The sequence below is a fragment of the Cysteiniphilum sp. genome (genome assembly GCF_057495195.1).
The window spans coordinates 1-16,946 of the sequence record NZ_JBXTEF010000046.1; the positions used below are offsets into that span (position 1 = coordinate 1).

The following is a 16,946-nucleotide window of genomic DNA, read 5'->3' on the forward strand; positions in this document are numbered from 1 at the left end:
CACACAGGTGGTCTTTTGTCAACATTAATGTTAAGATGATGCCAGAAACTACAATACCAGGTAAATTGATATGGCAACAGCAATTAAAATCATAGCGCAACATTACGAACTTGATACAGGTGAAATTTTAGAGGAGAATGTACTGAGCACAGATAAAGTTGTTGCCCCAAGTGAACTAAAAGAGCTAGGTTATTTACATTTAGAACAAATAGAGCTGATATCAAAATGCCAAGAATTTAAAATAAGTCAGCAAATTAAATTGATAAATAATACAACAACATGTCCAAAATGTGAAAATAAAGTTACTCAAAAAGGTAATTACACATCGAAATTTCATGGTTATTTTAGTGATCATTCTGTCACAATAAAGCGTATTTACTGCACTTGCGGATGTAAACTTCCTTACACTGTAGAGGGTATTTTTGGAAACACTACACACCCTGATTTGTTAAAAAGGCAGGCTGAATTAGCATCTGAAAGTAGCTATGAAAAAGCCTCTAAAGAATTAAATAATGACGTTGGAAGAGAGCGCAGTGTAAACAACAGGACTAATATCAATCGCGTTGCTATTAAAGTTTCAGAAGTTATAGAAAGCATTAAAACTACAAGAGCAGAAATTCCAGATGCAGGAGTGGATGAATTGGTCATGCATGTAGATGGAGGTCACCTTAAAAAAAGAGGAGAAGGCAGGTCATTTGAAGCTATGGCAGCGGCAGTATATGATCCAAGTAACATTTTTTATATCGATAAGCATCATAATGCAATAGACAGTAAACACATTGTTGCTTCATCAAAAGATGATCAACATGAATCGATTAAGAACCAACTGAGAAACGCCTGTTTAAATGAAGGGATGGGTAAAAATACTGAGGTTATTTGTCTTGCTGATGGTGCGGATAACTGTTGGTCAATTGCAGAATCAATAGCGACGGATTGCCGATCAATAACACTGATTTTAGACTGGTTTCATATTGGTAAAAAATTTAAAAATATCCAATCTGCTGTCTCAGATGATCTAAAAGACTTATATGACGAGGCTAAATGGAGTTTATGGCATGGTAATGTCGACAAATCTCTCAGTAAAATTGCAGATATAAAAAATAAAACTGAGGATGATTCATCCGTGAAGAAATTAGATAAACTTGAAACATACATCCATAATAATAAAGATCGTATTGTCAATTACGATGATAGAAAAGAAAAGGGATTGGTCTATGCAAGTAGTTATGCTGAGAGCACAATTAATCGCTTAATTAATACTCGACAGAAGAAGAATCAACAAATGAGTTGGACTCGAGAGGGGGCTCACCATATTTTACAAATTAGAGCCTCTATCTTAAGTGATACTTGGAATCAAGATTGGGAAGGTATTGAAAAGCAAATCTACTTAAAAACAGCATAGCAGACTGTCTATGTGTTGCTTTCTATTTCATAAATAGACGAAGTCAAAATCATAAATCCTGATTTTAAGTTAGTTCGAAGCTTATCACCTAAAATATCACTCTTAGTTTCAAATAAATAAGGTAATAAAATAGAAGAATCAATTAGAGGCAATCTAGTCATTAGCAACCACCTTTGAGATCACTTTATCTATTGCATGATGCCTATATTTATTCTCAAGTGTCTGGTCGTTACCATTATTATTATATTTTCTAATCTCAACTTCTGGATGACCTCGATGATTAATAACAATATCTTGCTCAAGCGCTAACTTAAGATATTTAAGGGGATGTCTTGAAAATTCTCTCTTACCAATATTTAAACTCATAATATACAAACGTTTGAACATATAACTGTTAATACATTCAAACATTTATAAAAATGGCTGTCAAGTTTTGACAAATAATTTTTTATTATGTCTATTGGCAATAGTAAAAAACAGGTATAAAAATCACAACTCAAGCTCTAAAAATAGAATTAAGATGCCTATGGTTATTCTTAAGCACTAGATATTTCAATTTCCCTATTGATTTCCAGCGGATACGGTGTAGTATTGTCACGGTAGAGTTAAAAATATATTTGATGTCAAAATGAAATCATAAATAAGGAATGAATCATGGATCAAAACATAGTATCTGTATTTAAATCAGTAATATACAACGCAGTAAAACATTACCTATCTGACAAGAAGAAACAGACATCATTAGATGAAAATATTCCAACAACACTAAGAATAAGCAAAGAAACTAAGTTATTTTATGAGTGCTTAGCACAACAGGAATCCTCTTCTCTAAATAGTGTTTTGACCAAAACCTTAGAGGGGATTAAAGAGGCGGCTATCCATGATTATGGAGCTAACTATACAGATATAAATGAAATATTTGATAAGCAAATAAGCAGTTTTCTGAAAGTGTTAAAAACATGCAAGATTCATGAAAATGATATACCTGTAATTCTAGAGTGGTTGACAGATAGAAAAGTAACAAGAAGAGATATCCTTGATAAAAAATTTCTGATTGATGTCTTTGATAAAGAGGTACAGCTAAAGTTCTGTAAAATTTTTGGATTTTCTTATCGGTGGTTATCTAACAATAGTTATGACGTGAATTATATCTACAATAATGGACAATACCCCTTTGATTGGTATAAGTCATCTACTGAGTCAATGATGGGCTTAATCAAAGATATTTACACCGATGATACAGTGACCCAAATAACTATAAATTTTTTAACAGATAATCAAAATATTGAAAATGTTATACTAAAAGCTTCTGAAGTAGAGACACATATCTACCCTGTTATTATTATTGAACGAGATATAAAAGGCGTAAAGTTTACAAATTATCGATTATGTAAAAAACAAGATATTGGCTACTTTCGATGCCATGCGTACTTTATTGCCCTATTAAAATTAATTCATATGCTTGATGAAAACAGAATATTAGATCAAACTAACTTTATACCCATTTCAAAAGAACAAATGGATTCACTAACATCTAATAGAGTGAGTATTTATGAATTATATGAAATAGCACAACATAAAAAATGTTGCAGTATAGATGACTTAAATGTTGATCATATTAAGCAACCGTCATCATTTAAGAAAAGTGATGATATAAAACTTACTAATGAAGCAAGATTTCATCATGTGCTTGATATCAGCTTTATTGAAAATTTAAAAAGCCAAATTACTATGGCAAATATTAGAAAAGAAGATAATGCCCCTAATGTTGACTTTTTACGTCTTGATTCTTCTGCTATTCAGACGATTTCCACAGAAACTGGTGGTGTGCTTAATAGCTATGTAAAGATAAAAAATTATTATAATTTATTTGTTAGTGAGCTCTTTCCGTTATATGAAAAATCAGAAATAAAAATCAATAAAATATATACTGAATCTGATGAAATCAATATCGTAGATTTAGATGCTATAATTGATAAATACAACTCTTTACCAAAATTTAATACCACATTTGGCTAATGCAGCTAAGAAAACTTACAACTATGACATTTCACCCAAAAAAACGGAACTTTTCTTTTTATCCTCATCACCACCGACTAAATAAACAGAATGCTTTGCCCTTGTCATTGCAACATATAAAAGTCGCCTATCTCCTTCCTCATCAACAACGGTGTTTTTGTCACTAACGACAGGCATTGCCCCATCATGCAAATCAGGTAAGATAACATGATCCCACTCTAATCCTTTGGATCGATGCATGGTGGTAATTGTCACACATTTGGCTCGCTCTTCCTTAGTTTGATTTTTATAGCTGGTATGCAAGCCATCAATATAACTTAGAAATGCATCGATTGATGGGTGTGTGTCTTTAACATGATCTGCCAAATCAATCAGCCCATCAACTAACATTAACTTATACTCAGCATCTTTATCCCTTAAACTTGTCCGCTGAATGCTGTATTTGATGTTTAATTCTCTGCAGGTATAAAGTAATCGTAAGGCTCTATAAGCACTAGATTTATCAGCATTTAACCCTAAGCAAACATCCCAAATTTCTTCACGCGCATCAATGGCATCACATTGCGCTTTGAGCTGCTTATCATCAATTTTTAGGCTTGTACGTATTTGGCGCTTAATTTCAGGAAAAATCTGATAACTGTCAGGATTGTCTGTAAGACGATTAATCAATTGTACCTTATAATCACGATCCAGATATAACGATGGCATTGACATCATCTGTGAAATCAATGATTTACGTGCCTCTTTATCCATTTGGTAAAATGCTTTAGCACTACTGGCAAGACGCAAGTATCCCAGTAAGCTTTTAATAGTTAAAGTTTCCAGTACACATTGCCCATCCGTTGTCATTACCTGATAAGGGATATTGTGTTTTAAAAAATTAAGTTCCGTTTCAAACCAATGTGCCCTCTCTCTTCCCAAAATAGCAACTTGACTATAGTTATTGCTATCACTCAAATCTTTAGCCAAAACGTGCGGCTGGTAATGCTCATAGTTTATGATATTGACTTTAGTATCCGGTGTTCCTTGTGCTGAAAAACACTCGAACTCAAATCGTGACGGATTGTGCGCGATTAAACGATTTGATGCATCAGAAAGCGTTTGCCCAAAACGAAAAGTTTGCGATAAGTTATAAACCACAGGCTTATACTTATTGGGAAAATCTTTGAGCATAATATTAGGATCTGAACCACGCCAAGCATAAATAGATTGATTGACATCACCAACAACTAAAATCTTAGTTTGCTCATTCACAAAAACATTAATAATCTCCATCTGACAGGCATTAATGTCCTGAAACTCATCGACAATAACATATTGAAATCGACTGTTTAAAACATCATAAAGCAAATCAGGCGATGACTTCACTGCCGTCACAGTGTCATATGCCCAGTCACTTGAAAACCTTAGTTTTCGTTTATGTCTTAGTGCTTCATAGGCAGTAAATAACTCAATTTCTTTGCATTTTTCCATGCCCTGGTAGTGAGGTATGTCATCATGCCTTGCTTTGATCCAATCAATCACCTCTTTCAAGTAATCAACGTTGGCAGGCGTTGCATTAACATCACATGCTTTAAGCGCATCACGGCATAACGCATTTTGAATACGATCATCACCAAACAATAGCGTATATTCTTCAATGGCATTACTGGATTGCAGCAAGGTGATGGTTTTATATGACAAAGAGGATAGTGTGCGTATCTCTGCTAAGCGATCTTTATCAAAAGGCGTATCGCTATCTTTCAATTTCTTGATTAATCTTTCCTGAAAATCATCCCTTGCCGTACGGTTAAACATGAGCACCATAACTTTTTTAGGATCAATGCCAGATTTTGCAAGCTTCTCAATAAACCCAACCATCACTGTTGTTTTTCCACTACCGGCAACCGCATTGATCAGCGCATTGCCTTCATCATGGGCAATAATTTTTTGTTGTTCTTCTGTATAAGGCATTACCATGAGTCCTCATTGTTATTTTGATCTTTGGTATTTTTATCATCTGAAATATCGCTACTAGCACCTTGTTGGCTATCACCATCATGATCGTCAACCTCTCCGGCATTACTCTCTTCTTGCACTTTAACGTCCTGCTCACGACGCTTAAGTGCACTTTCACGCAAATCATCCAACTCACTTTGGTCAGATTCCGCCGTCACCATTTTGAATATTTTTGGCGTAATTGATTTTTGAAGTGGTAAACACTCATCGCGATCTGCTGCTATCTCAAATGGAATATACTTTTTAAACTGTGGGTTTTTAAAGTAATAGTCTTTTTTCAACTTCAAGCCATGACGACCAGAGATCGATACAAAGCCATACTTTTCATCAAGATTCATTAAGTCATCGGGTGTGACCAATGGCTTTTTATGATAGTTCTCACTGACATTAGTGCTGAAACGCTCACCACTATGCTGTTTTGTGCGATATTTTTCCGTTGTTTGCCCAAATAACTCTGATAGATACTTAGCATCATCAATATCTGACTGGGTATAAATCAACTTAGTTTTAACATTAAAGAAAGCTTTTAAATCTTTATCTGTATAATGCTCTGAAGCCTGATCTTTGTACTGGAAATAAATTGCCGTACGAACACGATATTTACGCAATATCGTCAAATTTTTACGAATCTGGTTTACCCGATTCATATTACCAAATTCATCCATATTAAATAGCACTGGATATGGCTCGGTTTCCTTGTTTGGCTCTTTGTCCGTCATGCATTTACTGGCTTCTTCCCAAAACATCGTAATCAATGGTGCTAAGCGCTCCGTATGACCATCTGGAATCCCAACAAATATATCCATCTTTTTGCGTCTTAAATCACGTAAATCAAAGTCACTATACTCGGTGGCTGCTCGCACAATAGGATCTAAATAAAGCCCTAGATAAGATTCAAAATTAAACTTAACCCCTGAGCGTGTTTCGGTTGCTGAAATGGATAGATAGGCGCTGGCATTAACTTTGAATTGCGCATCTGCCTTATCATTATCAACAACCTCACGTGTAAGCCACTTATCAAAATCATGACGACAACAAATCTCAGCCAATTGACCCAATGTGCAGTAACCAGTGGTACTAATCTGATGTGCTGCTAACGACTCTAATACCCTTCTTGCCATCTTAGGCCATGATTTCTCATAGCCCCCTTTAGATTCAGGGATGATCATATTCATAATACGCTGAAGCTCTCCATAGCGTCTTTCAAAATCCAAGTCACAAGCATGGTGGAAAACATTAAAGCGGTGCGTCCTTAATTGTGTTGGTGCAAATAAATAAACGTCTGATTTTTTAATTTCTCTTAGGTAATAAACGCATTTACGATAAAGCTCCATTGACATATCATTACTGATCGATGTCCCCTGCCACATCATTAAATTAGGAATCGCAAATGAAGTCGACTTTCCCCCGCCTGGAGGCGCTAAAATTAAAAGCGACTCAAAGCCTTGAGAATAAATATTCATCCCCAATGTTTTGCCTAATAATAGTGACTCATTGCGCTTAAACAACATGCCCCAGCGCAGCAAGTCAAATAGGTTTGCCCATCTTGCTCGACCATGAATCTTTTTACTCTTAGTCATCCATTTAGACATCCCACCAATCACTGCAATAATACCAAAAGCAAAGCCCAATCCATAACTGCCATAAAACCAACCCAAATTACTAGCAAAATGGTTTTGCGCATACAGACTAAAGAAGCGGATGGGTGATAGTGAAAAAGAAATATCAACCAGCAAATATAAAACAACAGCTGCAAAAACCTGACCAATATAAAATGCCAGCGCAATCAATAATAAAAGCCGGTGAAGCACATGCTGACCAACAAGACCCATCACTAAAAAAACACCCCATAAAATACTAAGCACAGCAAAAAACAGTACCATTGAATGACCATCTTCAAATAAGGAAAGATTAAACGCCCATGAATGTGGGAAGCTTATATAATCAACGCCCATAATCTGACTTGAAACCAAGCTAATCAATTCATTCAAAAGCCCCAATCCAAAAATAACGGCAATGACAATAGCAATGGCTTTTAAATGATTTATATGGCTTCTCTTGTGCGTCAGATCGTTACTATCTGCCACTAATTGCCCAGCTGTCTGATTGCTTTTAGTTTCTTCTATCAATATCCGTAGATTAAGTGCATGCTTTCTTGCAGCAAAGACAACAAGCGCAATACACAGATATTTAAACCATTCGTAAGATAACCATGTCAACATATTGCTAACACTAAACATGTCCGCCAATACAAGACTCATAAGACCCAGCACAAAATCAACAACCAATGCCATGATTAAAAAGCGCCAAATAAGCACATAAAATCGTAAGGCTTTTTGTTGTGATCTCAAATTATCTTGGGTTAGTAAACGCCAACTAATGAAAAATAAAACCACAACCAAAACCCCTGCAAGGCTTTGCGTGATGCGATTAATTTCAAAGGGGTGACTAACAACCCCGTATCGAAATAAAATAACAGATAAAGATTGGTAGACAATCATCATAATCGCAAAAGGAATATATAAAGCCCTAAATACTGTTGCTAAATGATTATCGTCTTTATTGATATGAACAGTTGCTGTCATCACACTCCCCTAGCATATACTTACATTAATTGATTTAGTAATACCTATGCGTTTGCTTGCGCCTGGTTATTGTCTTCACCTTCTACATCTTTTTGAAGTGAATCTTTATTCTTTGATGTTATAGCATCATCTTTTATTGCCTCTTGTGTGCTCGCATCAGCCTCATCATCGATTTTTGCAGACTTGGTACTTATAAAGTTTTGCGCCACAAAGTAATAAAGCGCTGTGAAAATAAGCCCCAGTATCACCATGCCCAGAAAAGCACTCAACCCAGCACTTAACAAAACGGCAACTAACATCGCAATAACCAGTGGTGATTTATATAACAACTTAACCTGCTCCAGCGTTAAATTTATAATTGATTTAATATCCATGACTAACTCCTCATTTTTTCTACTTTCTACTTTTTTCTATTTTCATATGTAATTACACTTGCTGAAATGCCATCAACCCATCACTAAAAAACTAAAAAGGGGTTTCATTGGACTCCTCAAATTGAGCGGCAAAATCTTCATAACCTGCCATTGAAAGATCCGTTGTGCCTGCTTGTTTAACTGGTTTCATGCCTTTAGGCTGCTCACTGACTGCCTCAGCATGCTCTTGTGATGAACTGCCCCCATCTATAGCAGAAGCATGATTTTGATTAGCACCACCCAGCATCTGCATATCGGTTGCAATAATTTCTGTTGTGTAGTGCTCAACACTTTGATTATCCTGCCATTTCCGTGTTCTTAACTTGCCTTCTACAAACAGTAAATCGCCCTTTTTAACAAACTTATTTAAGGTCGCAGCTTTTGAGCCAAATAAGCTCACACGATGCCATTCTACCTGATCAACGAATTGACCCGTTTGTCCGTCTTTATAACCATCGTTAGTTGCAATACTAATATTGGCAACAGCCATCCCTGATGGCATCGCCCTAAGCTCAGGATCTTTGCCTAAACGCCCAACAATTTGTACTCTATTCACTGTACCTTTAGCCATTATAATTTCTCCTTTTACCTTTTATTTTTAACCATTGATTAAACGTCTTCATCACTAAGCTCAGGCTTGATCACTTCTTTTGAAAAATGATTATCATGAAAAATATAACTCTGCCCTGCTTTGATGATTTTCATGCCCTCTTGTGCTAATGTCAGTTGCTTGCCATCAAACACATAGACTTGCTTAGGATCAATAAAACGATAAACCACTTCACCGGTGTTTAACGGTGCCTGATAAGGCACATACATCCCTGATTTGATCTGATAAAGTTTTTGATCCACTAAAACTAAATCATTGTCTTTGAGTGATGATTGAGCAACATCATCACTGCAGAGTAATGACTGCAACTCTTTGGCTTCTGCTTTAGAATAATCACGATTTAATACACTCAAATCTGATCTTTGACATAATGCTTGATAATCACTTCTTGCCTTAATCATTGCCTCATACGTGTTTTGAATCCCTTGATTAGGATAGTAGGTAAACATCGACGTATTTTGCTCACACATAGTCAACATATCTTGAGCAACAATAGGCTTGGCTAAATTGCGATAACATTGCGCAATAAAACCATCTTTCTTTAATCCATTGCCACCTTGATCATAAATGGCTGCAATGGCAAGATAAGCTTTTTGCGGATAACCATATTGTGCGGCACTTAACCAGTCTTTAATTGCCTTTTTGGGGTTATCATCATTGAGGCTTGCCAGTCGCATATAGGCTAAGCCTGAATGGGTTTGCGCTAATTGCTGATAAATAGCAATCGCCTCATCTTTACCTTTTTGTGTGTTTAATGCCATTGCTGCTTCTGCCTGATCAAATTGCTCTGCAATATCACGATCATTCGCATCAGATCCAGCAAAAGCCACACTTGTGCTAACCATGAATATTAAAGAACTAATGGCACTCATACATAAACTGGCTTTGAATATCTGTTTCACTGGTAACTCCTTATGCTAACTTTATTCAGCTATTGTTTGGCGGCTTTCATGCGACAAAAATAAGTGCTTATCACTTTGCCAATTAGTAAGCACGCCAACACAATCAAGGCACTCAATACAATGGCTGGCACAAACCATGACAAACTGATTTTTAGCAGCCAATTAAATAGCCATAAACCAAAAAACAACCCAATAAATAAAGAGATCACTAAAATCACACTGCGACACAAACCGGCTTGCTTAAATGCTTGACGCAACCCCCTAAAATAAGAGCCATATACCTGCCCCTGAATGTCTGATAACTCCTTGAATTCCTTACGATGACGCTTAAACATATTCAATCCTCTTTTTTTACTTTTTATTTTTCTACTTCAATACCCAAACAGGTTCTAAAACAGCAACAAGGCTGTCATAAGGTAACCCACCAAAATAACGGCTGTCCCATGAATACTTCCAATCATCAAATCCATAAACCCAAAAACCATCATTGTGAAATGTACCAAAAGTAACATAGCGCTTGATCGGTTTGCCTGAAAAACTCTGCTTTTGAATGGGTGCAGGGTAACGTTTAAATGCTTTATTCTCGCCATACTTATCTTTTTCATAAACAAAGATCATGTCATTGTTTGCTAGATAAACTTCATCTTGCGGTAAGGCAATTAACTTTTTAACTAAAGGCTCTGATCCATTGGCACAACTTCCCCCTGAAATATAACCTTTTTTCATGCCCTCTTTAGCTAAATAATCCGGTAAACATACCTCAACATAATCACCTATTTTAATTGCTGATTTACTGCTTTCTTGATAAATACCAACCGGCATTGACCCTGTAATATTTACTCGCCAGCCACACAAATAAAATGCCAGTACCACCGCACCTGCAATCACAAAAAAGGAAAAAACCACCTTACAAAAAAGCTTCAATCCTTTTTTATTCAATCTCCCTTTTTTGCTCTTTTCACTTATCTTGCTTTTTTTGCTTTTTTTGTTGGTTTTGCTTGTTTCATTAGCCTGGTTTAATTTAGTTTCTTTATTTTCCCACTTCATTATAACGCACCCTCATGGTCTACATTTTCTATTGATAACGATTGATGGCTGGATGACGTTGAAGCCGTATGCTTTTGCTGTTGTTTGATGGCATTACATTGATTTTGCTGCAACAGTAACAGTCTTAATATTCTGCCATTTGCTGCAAGCTGTTGATTAAGCTGAATTAATGACTGGCACTGCCCTTGATAACCAAGGGATGCATTTTGATGATTGCCCTGCATATAGCCATATTTATATGCCAACAAGTCTTTTTGCTGGCATGACAGGTTTTCAATATGCTCTGCTTGCTGCTGCAAATCATGTATGCGCTTTTGATAAAAGGTAATCTCGGTATGATAGTTACAAACAGAAGTAGAAGAATCAGAAGAATCAGAAGAAGCAGAAACAGCAGTGGCAAAGCTTAGCCGTAACGTAAATAAAAGCCCGAATAAACACAATATCAACACGCCCCAGTAAGCGTCATAAACAATCGTATTAAGTAAGTTTGACGTTTTCATCACACAAAACCTTACTTACCTAAAGGATACGGTGATGGCAACACCATATCTCTGGTTAATAGCACATTAAAATTATTTCCTGGTCGAATCTTTAATGTCGGCTGAATGTTCATGTCTTTCTTAACACGCTCCATTGCCGTTTGCGTCACATTCTGACCAATAGAACTATAAATAATTTGTGAAGTCGTTGGTCCCGAATTAGAAGAGCCACCATTATCTGGCTGTGTTAACTGCCCTGCTGCACCAAATAAACTGAACATCAATACAGAACTCCAAATACGCCAGTTATGATTATCTACCAAATCCTTAATACCGGTATAACCCAATAAATCAGCTCCTGGCATACCATCCAGATCATAGCTGGTACCATTTGGAAATACTAAACGTGTCCACGCCATTAAAACGCGCTCTTGCCCATAGGTCACTTGCGCATCATAGGTGCCGATAATTCTAGTGCCCTGTGGGATCAATAGATAATTGCCCGTTACACTGTCAAACACATTTTGTCTAACTTGCGCAATGATTTCACCGGGCAGGTCTGAATTAATACCCGTAATAAACGTGGCTGGAATAATGCTACCGGCATACATCGTATAAGGCGATCTAGGATGCTGAAGCTCACTGTCAATTTTAGTAGGCTTCTTACCTGAGCTTGCCTGTAAAAATGCAGCTTTCCCTGCTTGACCATTTTGCATCGCATACTCATTAGATGAAGCAATTAAGCTATCTCTCGCCTTTGCCTGATCTGCTAAAATCTGTGACATCTTATCACTGCCATCTACTAGAATATTAGACGAAGCATCTTCTTTCGTTATGGGAGCTGCTTTTTCCTCATAAACAATAATCTGTGATTTTAAAATCTGATCCATGCGCTGGCGTCTTGCATCATCATCGCTAGCTGCAGCTGAGCTATTACTATGATCTGACTCAAGTGATTCACTTCCTTGACTTTGATCCGTCAGTGACTGATCGTCATTAACAACACGATCTGAACCATCTTCACCATAAATATGTTGCCCTGGCTTTAATTTGTTAAGCTTACCATCCGCACCCACAACATAAGGCACACCATCTTTCCAAACAACCGTACCGGGCTTTAACTCACCTTCATAAAGATGTAACTTGCCATCTTTACCAATGCGATAATATTTACCATCCTTGTAAACTAAATCTCCGGGTTTGGCACCTTGCGAAGCCAATGGTACCCACTTGCCATTCTTCCATACATACGGTTTGCCATTAATGCTGTGCAAGTCGCCATTTTTAACGGCATGAAGCTTGCCATCAGCACCAACCATATATGCCTTGCCGTCTTTCCAGACAATTTGCCCTGGCTGTAACTTACCATTATAAGGGTGTAATTTCCCATCAGCGCCAACTTCATAGAGTTTGCCGTCTTTCTCAACCAGATCACCAACCTGTGGTTGACTGCCAACTGCATGCAGTTGGCCATCAGCACCGACCACATATGCCTTGCCATCTTTCCAAACAACCTGACCGGGCTGCAATTTACCCTTATACTCATGCCATTTACCATCAGCACCTAATTGGTAGTATTTACCATCTTTTTCCATCAAGTCACCAACTTGTGGCTTATCACCAATGGCATGAAGTTTACCGTCTGCACCCATAACATAAGGCTTGCCATCCTTCCAAACAATTTTGCCTGGCGGAATGTTTCCCGTGTAAGGATGAAGCTTGCCATCAGCTCCCATAACATAAAACTTGCCATCTTTTTCAACTAAATCCCCAACCTGTGGACCACTTACCCCTTGGATCCCCTGTGACTCTTCTGCAGTCAGTGGCACTAACTTGCCATTTAAATAGCGGTACAACTTACCGTCTCTAGAAACAATATCCCCATTTTTAAGCGGAATGTTGCCGCCTGCTTCAGTTCGAATAACTAACTGATCACCTTGACGATAAACCGCCTTATTTACCCCATCAATAATTGCAGTCATACCACCATTAGGTAAAATCGGGCGATCGGTATTGCTGTTTTGTAAAATCTGACGCGCTGCAAAGTCGGAAGTAGGCTTATCAACGGTACTTTGATTCGTGTTGTCATTCGAGCTATAAGAAAACGTCATCCACACAATCGTGATTAAAATAAATGCCACAACAAGATAAAACGTCGCTATTGCCCGTTTTGACAGTTGTGTTCCTTTAGGTATAGGCATCGCTAAATCTCCTTAAGATTCTAAGTTCAATGATTAAGCAAAGTTGTGATTAATCACGTCAACTTCATCTTTATAACCGCCCGCCCCTGAAATCAGTGCAAACTTATAAAAGATGCCATCAACAATAAAATACGGATGCTTATAGCGGTAATTCACCATCGCCTGCTCTCCATTTTTGTAAATGTAAAGCACTGGTAAATCAGAACGATCTGCGATTGATGGCATTTCAATAAATGTCTTATCACCATCATCAAATACACGTGTTGGTCGCCATGCTGGAGAATCACCCTCAATTGAATAATTGAAATTGATCTTATTAAGATTGATCACTGATTTGCCGCTATAACTGGCAACGGTATTTTGATTGGCTTGGGCTGTCTTAGCATTTTTAAGCACTGCCGCTTCTTGCTCATTTTCCACCATATCCTGCGGATACCACCAGCTAACCTTCTCTGAAACATAGCTTTTTAAATTGGTTAAATCCTTGGGTGAAACCAATGTGATATTGTAAATACGGCGATCTGTTGCAATGGTCATGTCTGTACCAAAACCACTGCCCACAGGTTTAACCTGCACTACGTAATGTAAATTTTTACCTGTACCATAAAAGGTTTTGGCATACTTCCAACGCTGTGAATCCCCCAGTGAAATCCCTGTAATTGCTTCACCTTTTTGCAAGGTAAACTGACATAACTGCATTGGGAAGCAATAGACAATCGGTGTATCTGTCATGCCATAAGGGTATTTAACAAAGCCATTGCCTTGAATAATCTTTGCCTGCCCAGTCTGTACATAATCTTTAAATGCCTTTGCCACCGCTGGTGATTGATAAGGACTCAATAAAGAAATATTAGGATCATTTGGCATGCTTGGTGGTGTAACCAATTGCCCATGAGCGGCAGGTGCTTCACGGTTCGCTTGAATATAATCGTTTGCTGTAAATTGATATTGCGGTTTGGGATCCTTATCAAAACTGGCACACCCGCCCATCATCAGAGTTGATGTTAAAAACACACTTAAAATTGATCTTTTAATGACCTTTTGGCTTTTTTGAGGCAAAAAGAACTCACTCATAGTAAAACTCCCGTTTTTAATGATTAAATTTTATACTGATATATGTAAATGTTTTCTGTTAAACTTTTTTACTTTTCTAAACGCTTATCTAATCCATCACGAATCGTTTAAGTTTTTTGACCACGAAAAGTTGGTAATGTAAAAGCCCATCGGGTTGTACATCACAACATGTGCAACATCATTGGGATCTAAATTCCAATAGTAAGTGAAAACCCCCGTATATTTTTGCTTAGATAAAATCGTCCCGCTTTTTGGATCTCGTGCAATTTCAGTCCATACCACCTGCGTGGTGTTGGATTGATTAACATTAGGGTTAAAGGAATCCCATTGAATACTAACTTCTTGTGTACTCGATAACTGATAAGGATTGTTGCTATCAATATAATCTTTTAAAGTTTTTGATGCCGCACCCTGTGTTAACGCATAGGCTTCATTGACCATATAGGTTTGATATTTCTGATCCGTCACCACACTACGTGCGCTTTTAATAAATTGCTCGATAAAGTAAAGCGCCATACCCGGTTTTATACTATTTGGATCAATAGATTGCGCCTGTTCAAACCCTAAAATTTGCCCGTAGGCATTTTGTTTAACAAGCACTGTATCAATCTTAGATTGACTCCCTAAGCTAAAATTCATCATTGATGAGATAAATAAACCACCAATCAAGCACATAATGGTAATCCATAGCTTTTTCTCACGTGATTGCTGCGAGTTATAAATACGCTCAACCGCTATTTGCCCTAAAAGTAACTGGTCTCCGCTTTCAGCATAATTCTCAAGCTTTTGAAGGTTTGCCTGATACTCAGCCTCTTTTTTCTCTTTCTCTTCTTTAACTGCTTTAACTTTGTCCTTTGCTTTTACCGAGGCCGTTTTAAAACTCCCAGCTATTTGCTGCCATGCCTTATTCAATGACTCTTTTGGTGCTTTTGCCCCCTCTACTGATCTATCAGAACCTGAATAACTCACCTTGTTATTTTTATTATTTTTATTGTTTTTACTGTGATCGTCTGTACTCATAAAGACTCCCCTACTTGTGATAGTATAAATACCTTTTTATTACTAATGCCTGCACTGTTATTTGCCAGTGTGATCGCATTTTCTAGTTGTACGTGGTCAACGACTGTCATCAAATGCACAATAGTTACTGCTTTAAACTGCATATCACTTAATGCCTGATATAGCGGATGGTTGTGATCAAAATGGGCTTGTGCTGCCACCTCATTTACTGGTTTATTAGCCACTGGCACATTGGTCTGATTAATTGGATTGCCCTGACTAACTTGTGCTTGTTGCTGCTTATCTTGGTCAACTGATTTGGTCTCATCATCGTCCGTAAACTCAGCTAAAAGCAACTCAATATCTTTTATCGTTTGCTTTGTTTTAAGCACTTTTAAAAACTGCTTATTTGCCTTGTCATCTTTGGTATAGGGTAATAGCTTTTGGTCATATGCATGGTGTAGATAAGCCTTAGCATCTTTTGAAAACTTTCTATATTTAAGCCAGTTAACTAAAACACGCGCTAAAGTCATATAGAGAAGAAATAAAGCAAGAATATAAAACCACATATTGGGATCTACTGCTTCACCAAACCAGCTCACTGGTAAATCTGGTGCAAACTGTGCTCTTGATAATGCCATCCCTTGCACTAATACTGTAATGCTTAAAATAACAAAATAATCTCTCGCTGCTGAAGCCTTACCATCAGCAAAGGCTGTAAGTGGGTAAATTAAAATAAGCATTGCAGCAATAGCCCCAGCAATAACTTTTAAAATTATAAACGGGAAAAACATTGAAACAACTAAAGCGACAATAATCCAACATAAAGCATGAATATCATCAAATATACGGCGTGTACCAAAAAACTTACGGAAAGGATAGCTCGTCACATAAGCCAAAAGATGCACAATATTAATGGATGACCAAAAGTTACTGCGATCAATCATTTTAATGTCCTTCTGCGATTCCCCTTCAAACAAGTTGATATTTGGAATGGAGTAGCCACGAAATGTGCTCATGAAAAATTCATAAAAAAGCACAATAAAAAATAAGCTAAAAAACAAGACGATCAACCAGCCATACCACGGCAAGCCAATATACCAGTGAATAAATAAGCTTGATTCTGTTGTAATAAATCCAAATAACTGTTGTAACTCATGCATGACTTTTATCCTTATAACGCGATGTTAGTGAGGATGGTAACGAAATTATTTTTA

The 16,946-nt window shown here is 37.2% G+C and carries 15 protein-coding genes; 2 read left to right on the plus strand and 13 right to left on the minus strand.

Going from position 1 to position 16,946, the window contains the following annotated elements:
• Positions 1 to 70: 70 nt before the first annotated feature.
• The gene (locus ACY10D_RS04210; RefSeq protein WP_486999523.1) at positions 71 to 1,402 is read left to right on the plus strand and encodes an ISKra4 family transposase; all 1,332 of its coding nucleotides are present in this window, start codon (positions 71 to 73) and stop codon (positions 1,400 to 1,402) included.
• Positions 1,403 to 1,555: 153 nt separating this feature from the next.
• On the opposite strand, the gene ACY10D_RS04215 is transcribed toward ACY10D_RS04210, so the two are convergent.
• Positions 1,556 to 1,813, minus strand: a complete 258-nt coding sequence (locus ACY10D_RS04215) for a hypothetical protein (RefSeq protein ID WP_486999524.1) — start codon at positions 1,811 to 1,813, stop codon at positions 1,556 to 1,558.
• A 243-nt stretch (positions 1,814 to 2,056) separates the two neighbouring features.
• Between ACY10D_RS04215 and ACY10D_RS04220 the strand changes: the two genes are divergently transcribed.
• Positions 2,057 to 3,421: a hypothetical protein gene (locus ACY10D_RS04220; RefSeq protein WP_486999525.1), complete on the plus strand. Its 1,365-nt coding sequence runs from the start codon at positions 2,057 to 2,059 to the stop codon at positions 3,419 to 3,421.
• A 21-nt stretch (positions 3,422 to 3,442) separates the two neighbouring features.
• On the opposite strand, the gene ACY10D_RS04225 is transcribed toward ACY10D_RS04220, so the two are convergent.
• From ACY10D_RS04225 to ACY10D_RS04280, 12 genes are all read right to left on the minus strand, one after another.
• Positions 3,443 to 5,374, minus strand: coding sequence for an ATP-dependent helicase (locus ACY10D_RS04225; RefSeq protein WP_486999526.1), 1,932 nt, complete (start codon positions 5,372 to 5,374; stop codon positions 3,443 to 3,445).
• Positions 5,374 to 8,004: a type IV secretory system conjugative DNA transfer family protein gene (locus ACY10D_RS04230; protein WP_486999527.1), complete on the minus strand. Its 2,631-nt coding sequence runs from the start codon at positions 8,002 to 8,004 to the stop codon at positions 5,374 to 5,376. The genes ACY10D_RS04225 and ACY10D_RS04230 overlap by 1 nt, the downstream gene beginning before the upstream one ends.
• A 44-nt stretch (positions 8,005 to 8,048) precedes the next feature.
• Complete coding sequence (locus ACY10D_RS04235) at positions 8,049 to 8,378, minus strand: hypothetical protein (RefSeq protein WP_486999528.1); 330 nt, start codon at positions 8,376 to 8,378, stop codon at positions 8,049 to 8,051.
• 91 nt (positions 8,379 to 8,469) lie between these two features.
• A complete protein-coding gene (locus tag ACY10D_RS04240) occupies positions 8,470 to 8,988 on the minus strand; it encodes a single-stranded DNA-binding protein (protein WP_486999529.1) in 519 nt (172 codons plus the stop codon).
• Positions 8,989 to 9,026: 38 nt separating this feature from the next.
• Positions 9,027 to 9,929: a hypothetical protein gene (locus ACY10D_RS04245; RefSeq protein WP_486999530.1), complete on the minus strand. Its 903-nt coding sequence runs from the start codon at positions 9,927 to 9,929 to the stop codon at positions 9,027 to 9,029.
• A gap of 29 nt (positions 9,930 to 9,958) precedes the next feature.
• Entirely contained in the window at positions 9,959 to 10,264 is a 306-nt protein-coding gene (locus ACY10D_RS04250; protein WP_486999531.1) for a hypothetical protein, read from the minus strand.
• Positions 10,265 to 10,295: 31 nt separating this feature from the next.
• Positions 10,296 to 10,976: a S26 family signal peptidase gene (locus ACY10D_RS04255; protein ID WP_486999532.1), complete on the minus strand. Its 681-nt coding sequence runs from the start codon at positions 10,974 to 10,976 to the stop codon at positions 10,296 to 10,298.
• A complete protein-coding gene (locus tag ACY10D_RS04260) occupies positions 10,976 to 11,476 on the minus strand; it encodes a hypothetical protein (protein WP_486999533.1) in 501 nt (166 codons plus the stop codon). The genes ACY10D_RS04255 and ACY10D_RS04260 overlap by 1 nt, the downstream gene beginning before the upstream one ends.
• A gap of 11 nt (positions 11,477 to 11,487) precedes the next feature.
• A complete protein-coding gene (locus tag ACY10D_RS04265; protein ID WP_486999534.1) occupies positions 11,488 to 13,656 on the minus strand; it encodes a TrbI/VirB10 family protein in 2,169 nt (722 codons plus the stop codon).
• Between the two features lie 33 nt (positions 13,657 to 13,689).
• Positions 13,690 to 14,730, minus strand: a complete 1,041-nt coding sequence (locus ACY10D_RS04270; protein ID WP_486999535.1) for a TrbG/VirB9 family P-type conjugative transfer protein — start codon at positions 14,728 to 14,730, stop codon at positions 13,690 to 13,692.
• A gap of 96 nt (positions 14,731 to 14,826) precedes the next feature.
• Positions 14,827 to 15,750 (minus strand): VirB8 family type IV secretion system protein, encoded by a 924-nt coding sequence (locus tag ACY10D_RS04275; protein WP_486999536.1) that lies wholly within the window; start codon positions 15,748 to 15,750, stop codon positions 14,827 to 14,829.
• Complete coding sequence (locus ACY10D_RS04280) at positions 15,747 to 16,892, minus strand: hypothetical protein (RefSeq protein ID WP_486999537.1); 1,146 nt, start codon at positions 16,890 to 16,892, stop codon at positions 15,747 to 15,749. The genes ACY10D_RS04275 and ACY10D_RS04280 overlap by 4 nt, the downstream gene beginning before the upstream one ends.
• Positions 16,893 to 16,946 lie beyond the last annotated feature (54 nt).

Excerpts from the sequence above, each read along its gene's own strand:
- ACY10D_RS04210 (WP_486999523.1), top strand. The coding sequence starts at position 71 with ATGGCAACAGCAATTAAAATCATAGCGCAACATTACGAACTTGATACA.
- ACY10D_RS04280 (WP_486999537.1), bottom strand. The coding sequence starts at position 16,892 with ATGCATGAGTTACAACAGTTATTTGGATTTATTACAACAGAATCAAGC.
- ACY10D_RS04250 (WP_486999531.1), bottom strand. The coding sequence starts at position 10,264 with ATGTTTAAGCGTCATCGTAAGGAATTCAAGGAGTTATCAGACATTCAG.
- ACY10D_RS04255 (WP_486999532.1), bottom strand. The coding sequence starts at position 10,976 with ATGAAGTGGGAAAATAAAGAAACTAAATTAAACCAGGCTAATGAAACA.
- ACY10D_RS04220 (WP_486999525.1), top strand. The coding sequence starts at position 2,057 with ATGGATCAAAACATAGTATCTGTATTTAAATCAGTAATATACAACGCA.
- ACY10D_RS04275 (WP_486999536.1), bottom strand. The coding sequence starts at position 15,750 with ATGAGTACAGACGATCACAGTAAAAACAATAAAAATAATAAAAATAAC.
- ACY10D_RS04260 (WP_486999533.1), bottom strand. The coding sequence starts at position 11,476 with ATGAAAACGTCAAACTTACTTAATACGATTGTTTATGACGCTTACTGG.
- ACY10D_RS04215 (WP_486999524.1), bottom strand. The coding sequence starts at position 1,813 with ATGTTTGAATGTATTAACAGTTATATGTTCAAACGTTTGTATATTATG.
- ACY10D_RS04240 (WP_486999529.1), bottom strand. The coding sequence starts at position 8,988 with ATGGCTAAAGGTACAGTGAATAGAGTACAAATTGTTGGGCGTTTAGGC.
- ACY10D_RS04225 (WP_486999526.1), bottom strand. The coding sequence starts at position 5,374 with ATGCCTTATACAGAAGAACAACAAAAAATTATTGCCCATGATGAAGGC.
- ACY10D_RS04230 (WP_486999527.1), bottom strand. The coding sequence starts at position 8,004 with ATGACAGCAACTGTTCATATCAATAAAGACGATAATCATTTAGCAACA.
- ACY10D_RS04265 (WP_486999534.1), bottom strand. The coding sequence starts at position 13,656 with ATGCCTATACCTAAAGGAACACAACTGTCAAAACGGGCAATAGCGACG.
- ACY10D_RS04270 (WP_486999535.1), bottom strand. The coding sequence starts at position 14,730 with ATGAGTGAGTTCTTTTTGCCTCAAAAAAGCCAAAAGGTCATTAAAAGA.
- ACY10D_RS04235 (WP_486999528.1), bottom strand. The coding sequence starts at position 8,378 with ATGGATATTAAATCAATTATAAATTTAACGCTGGAGCAGGTTAAGTTG.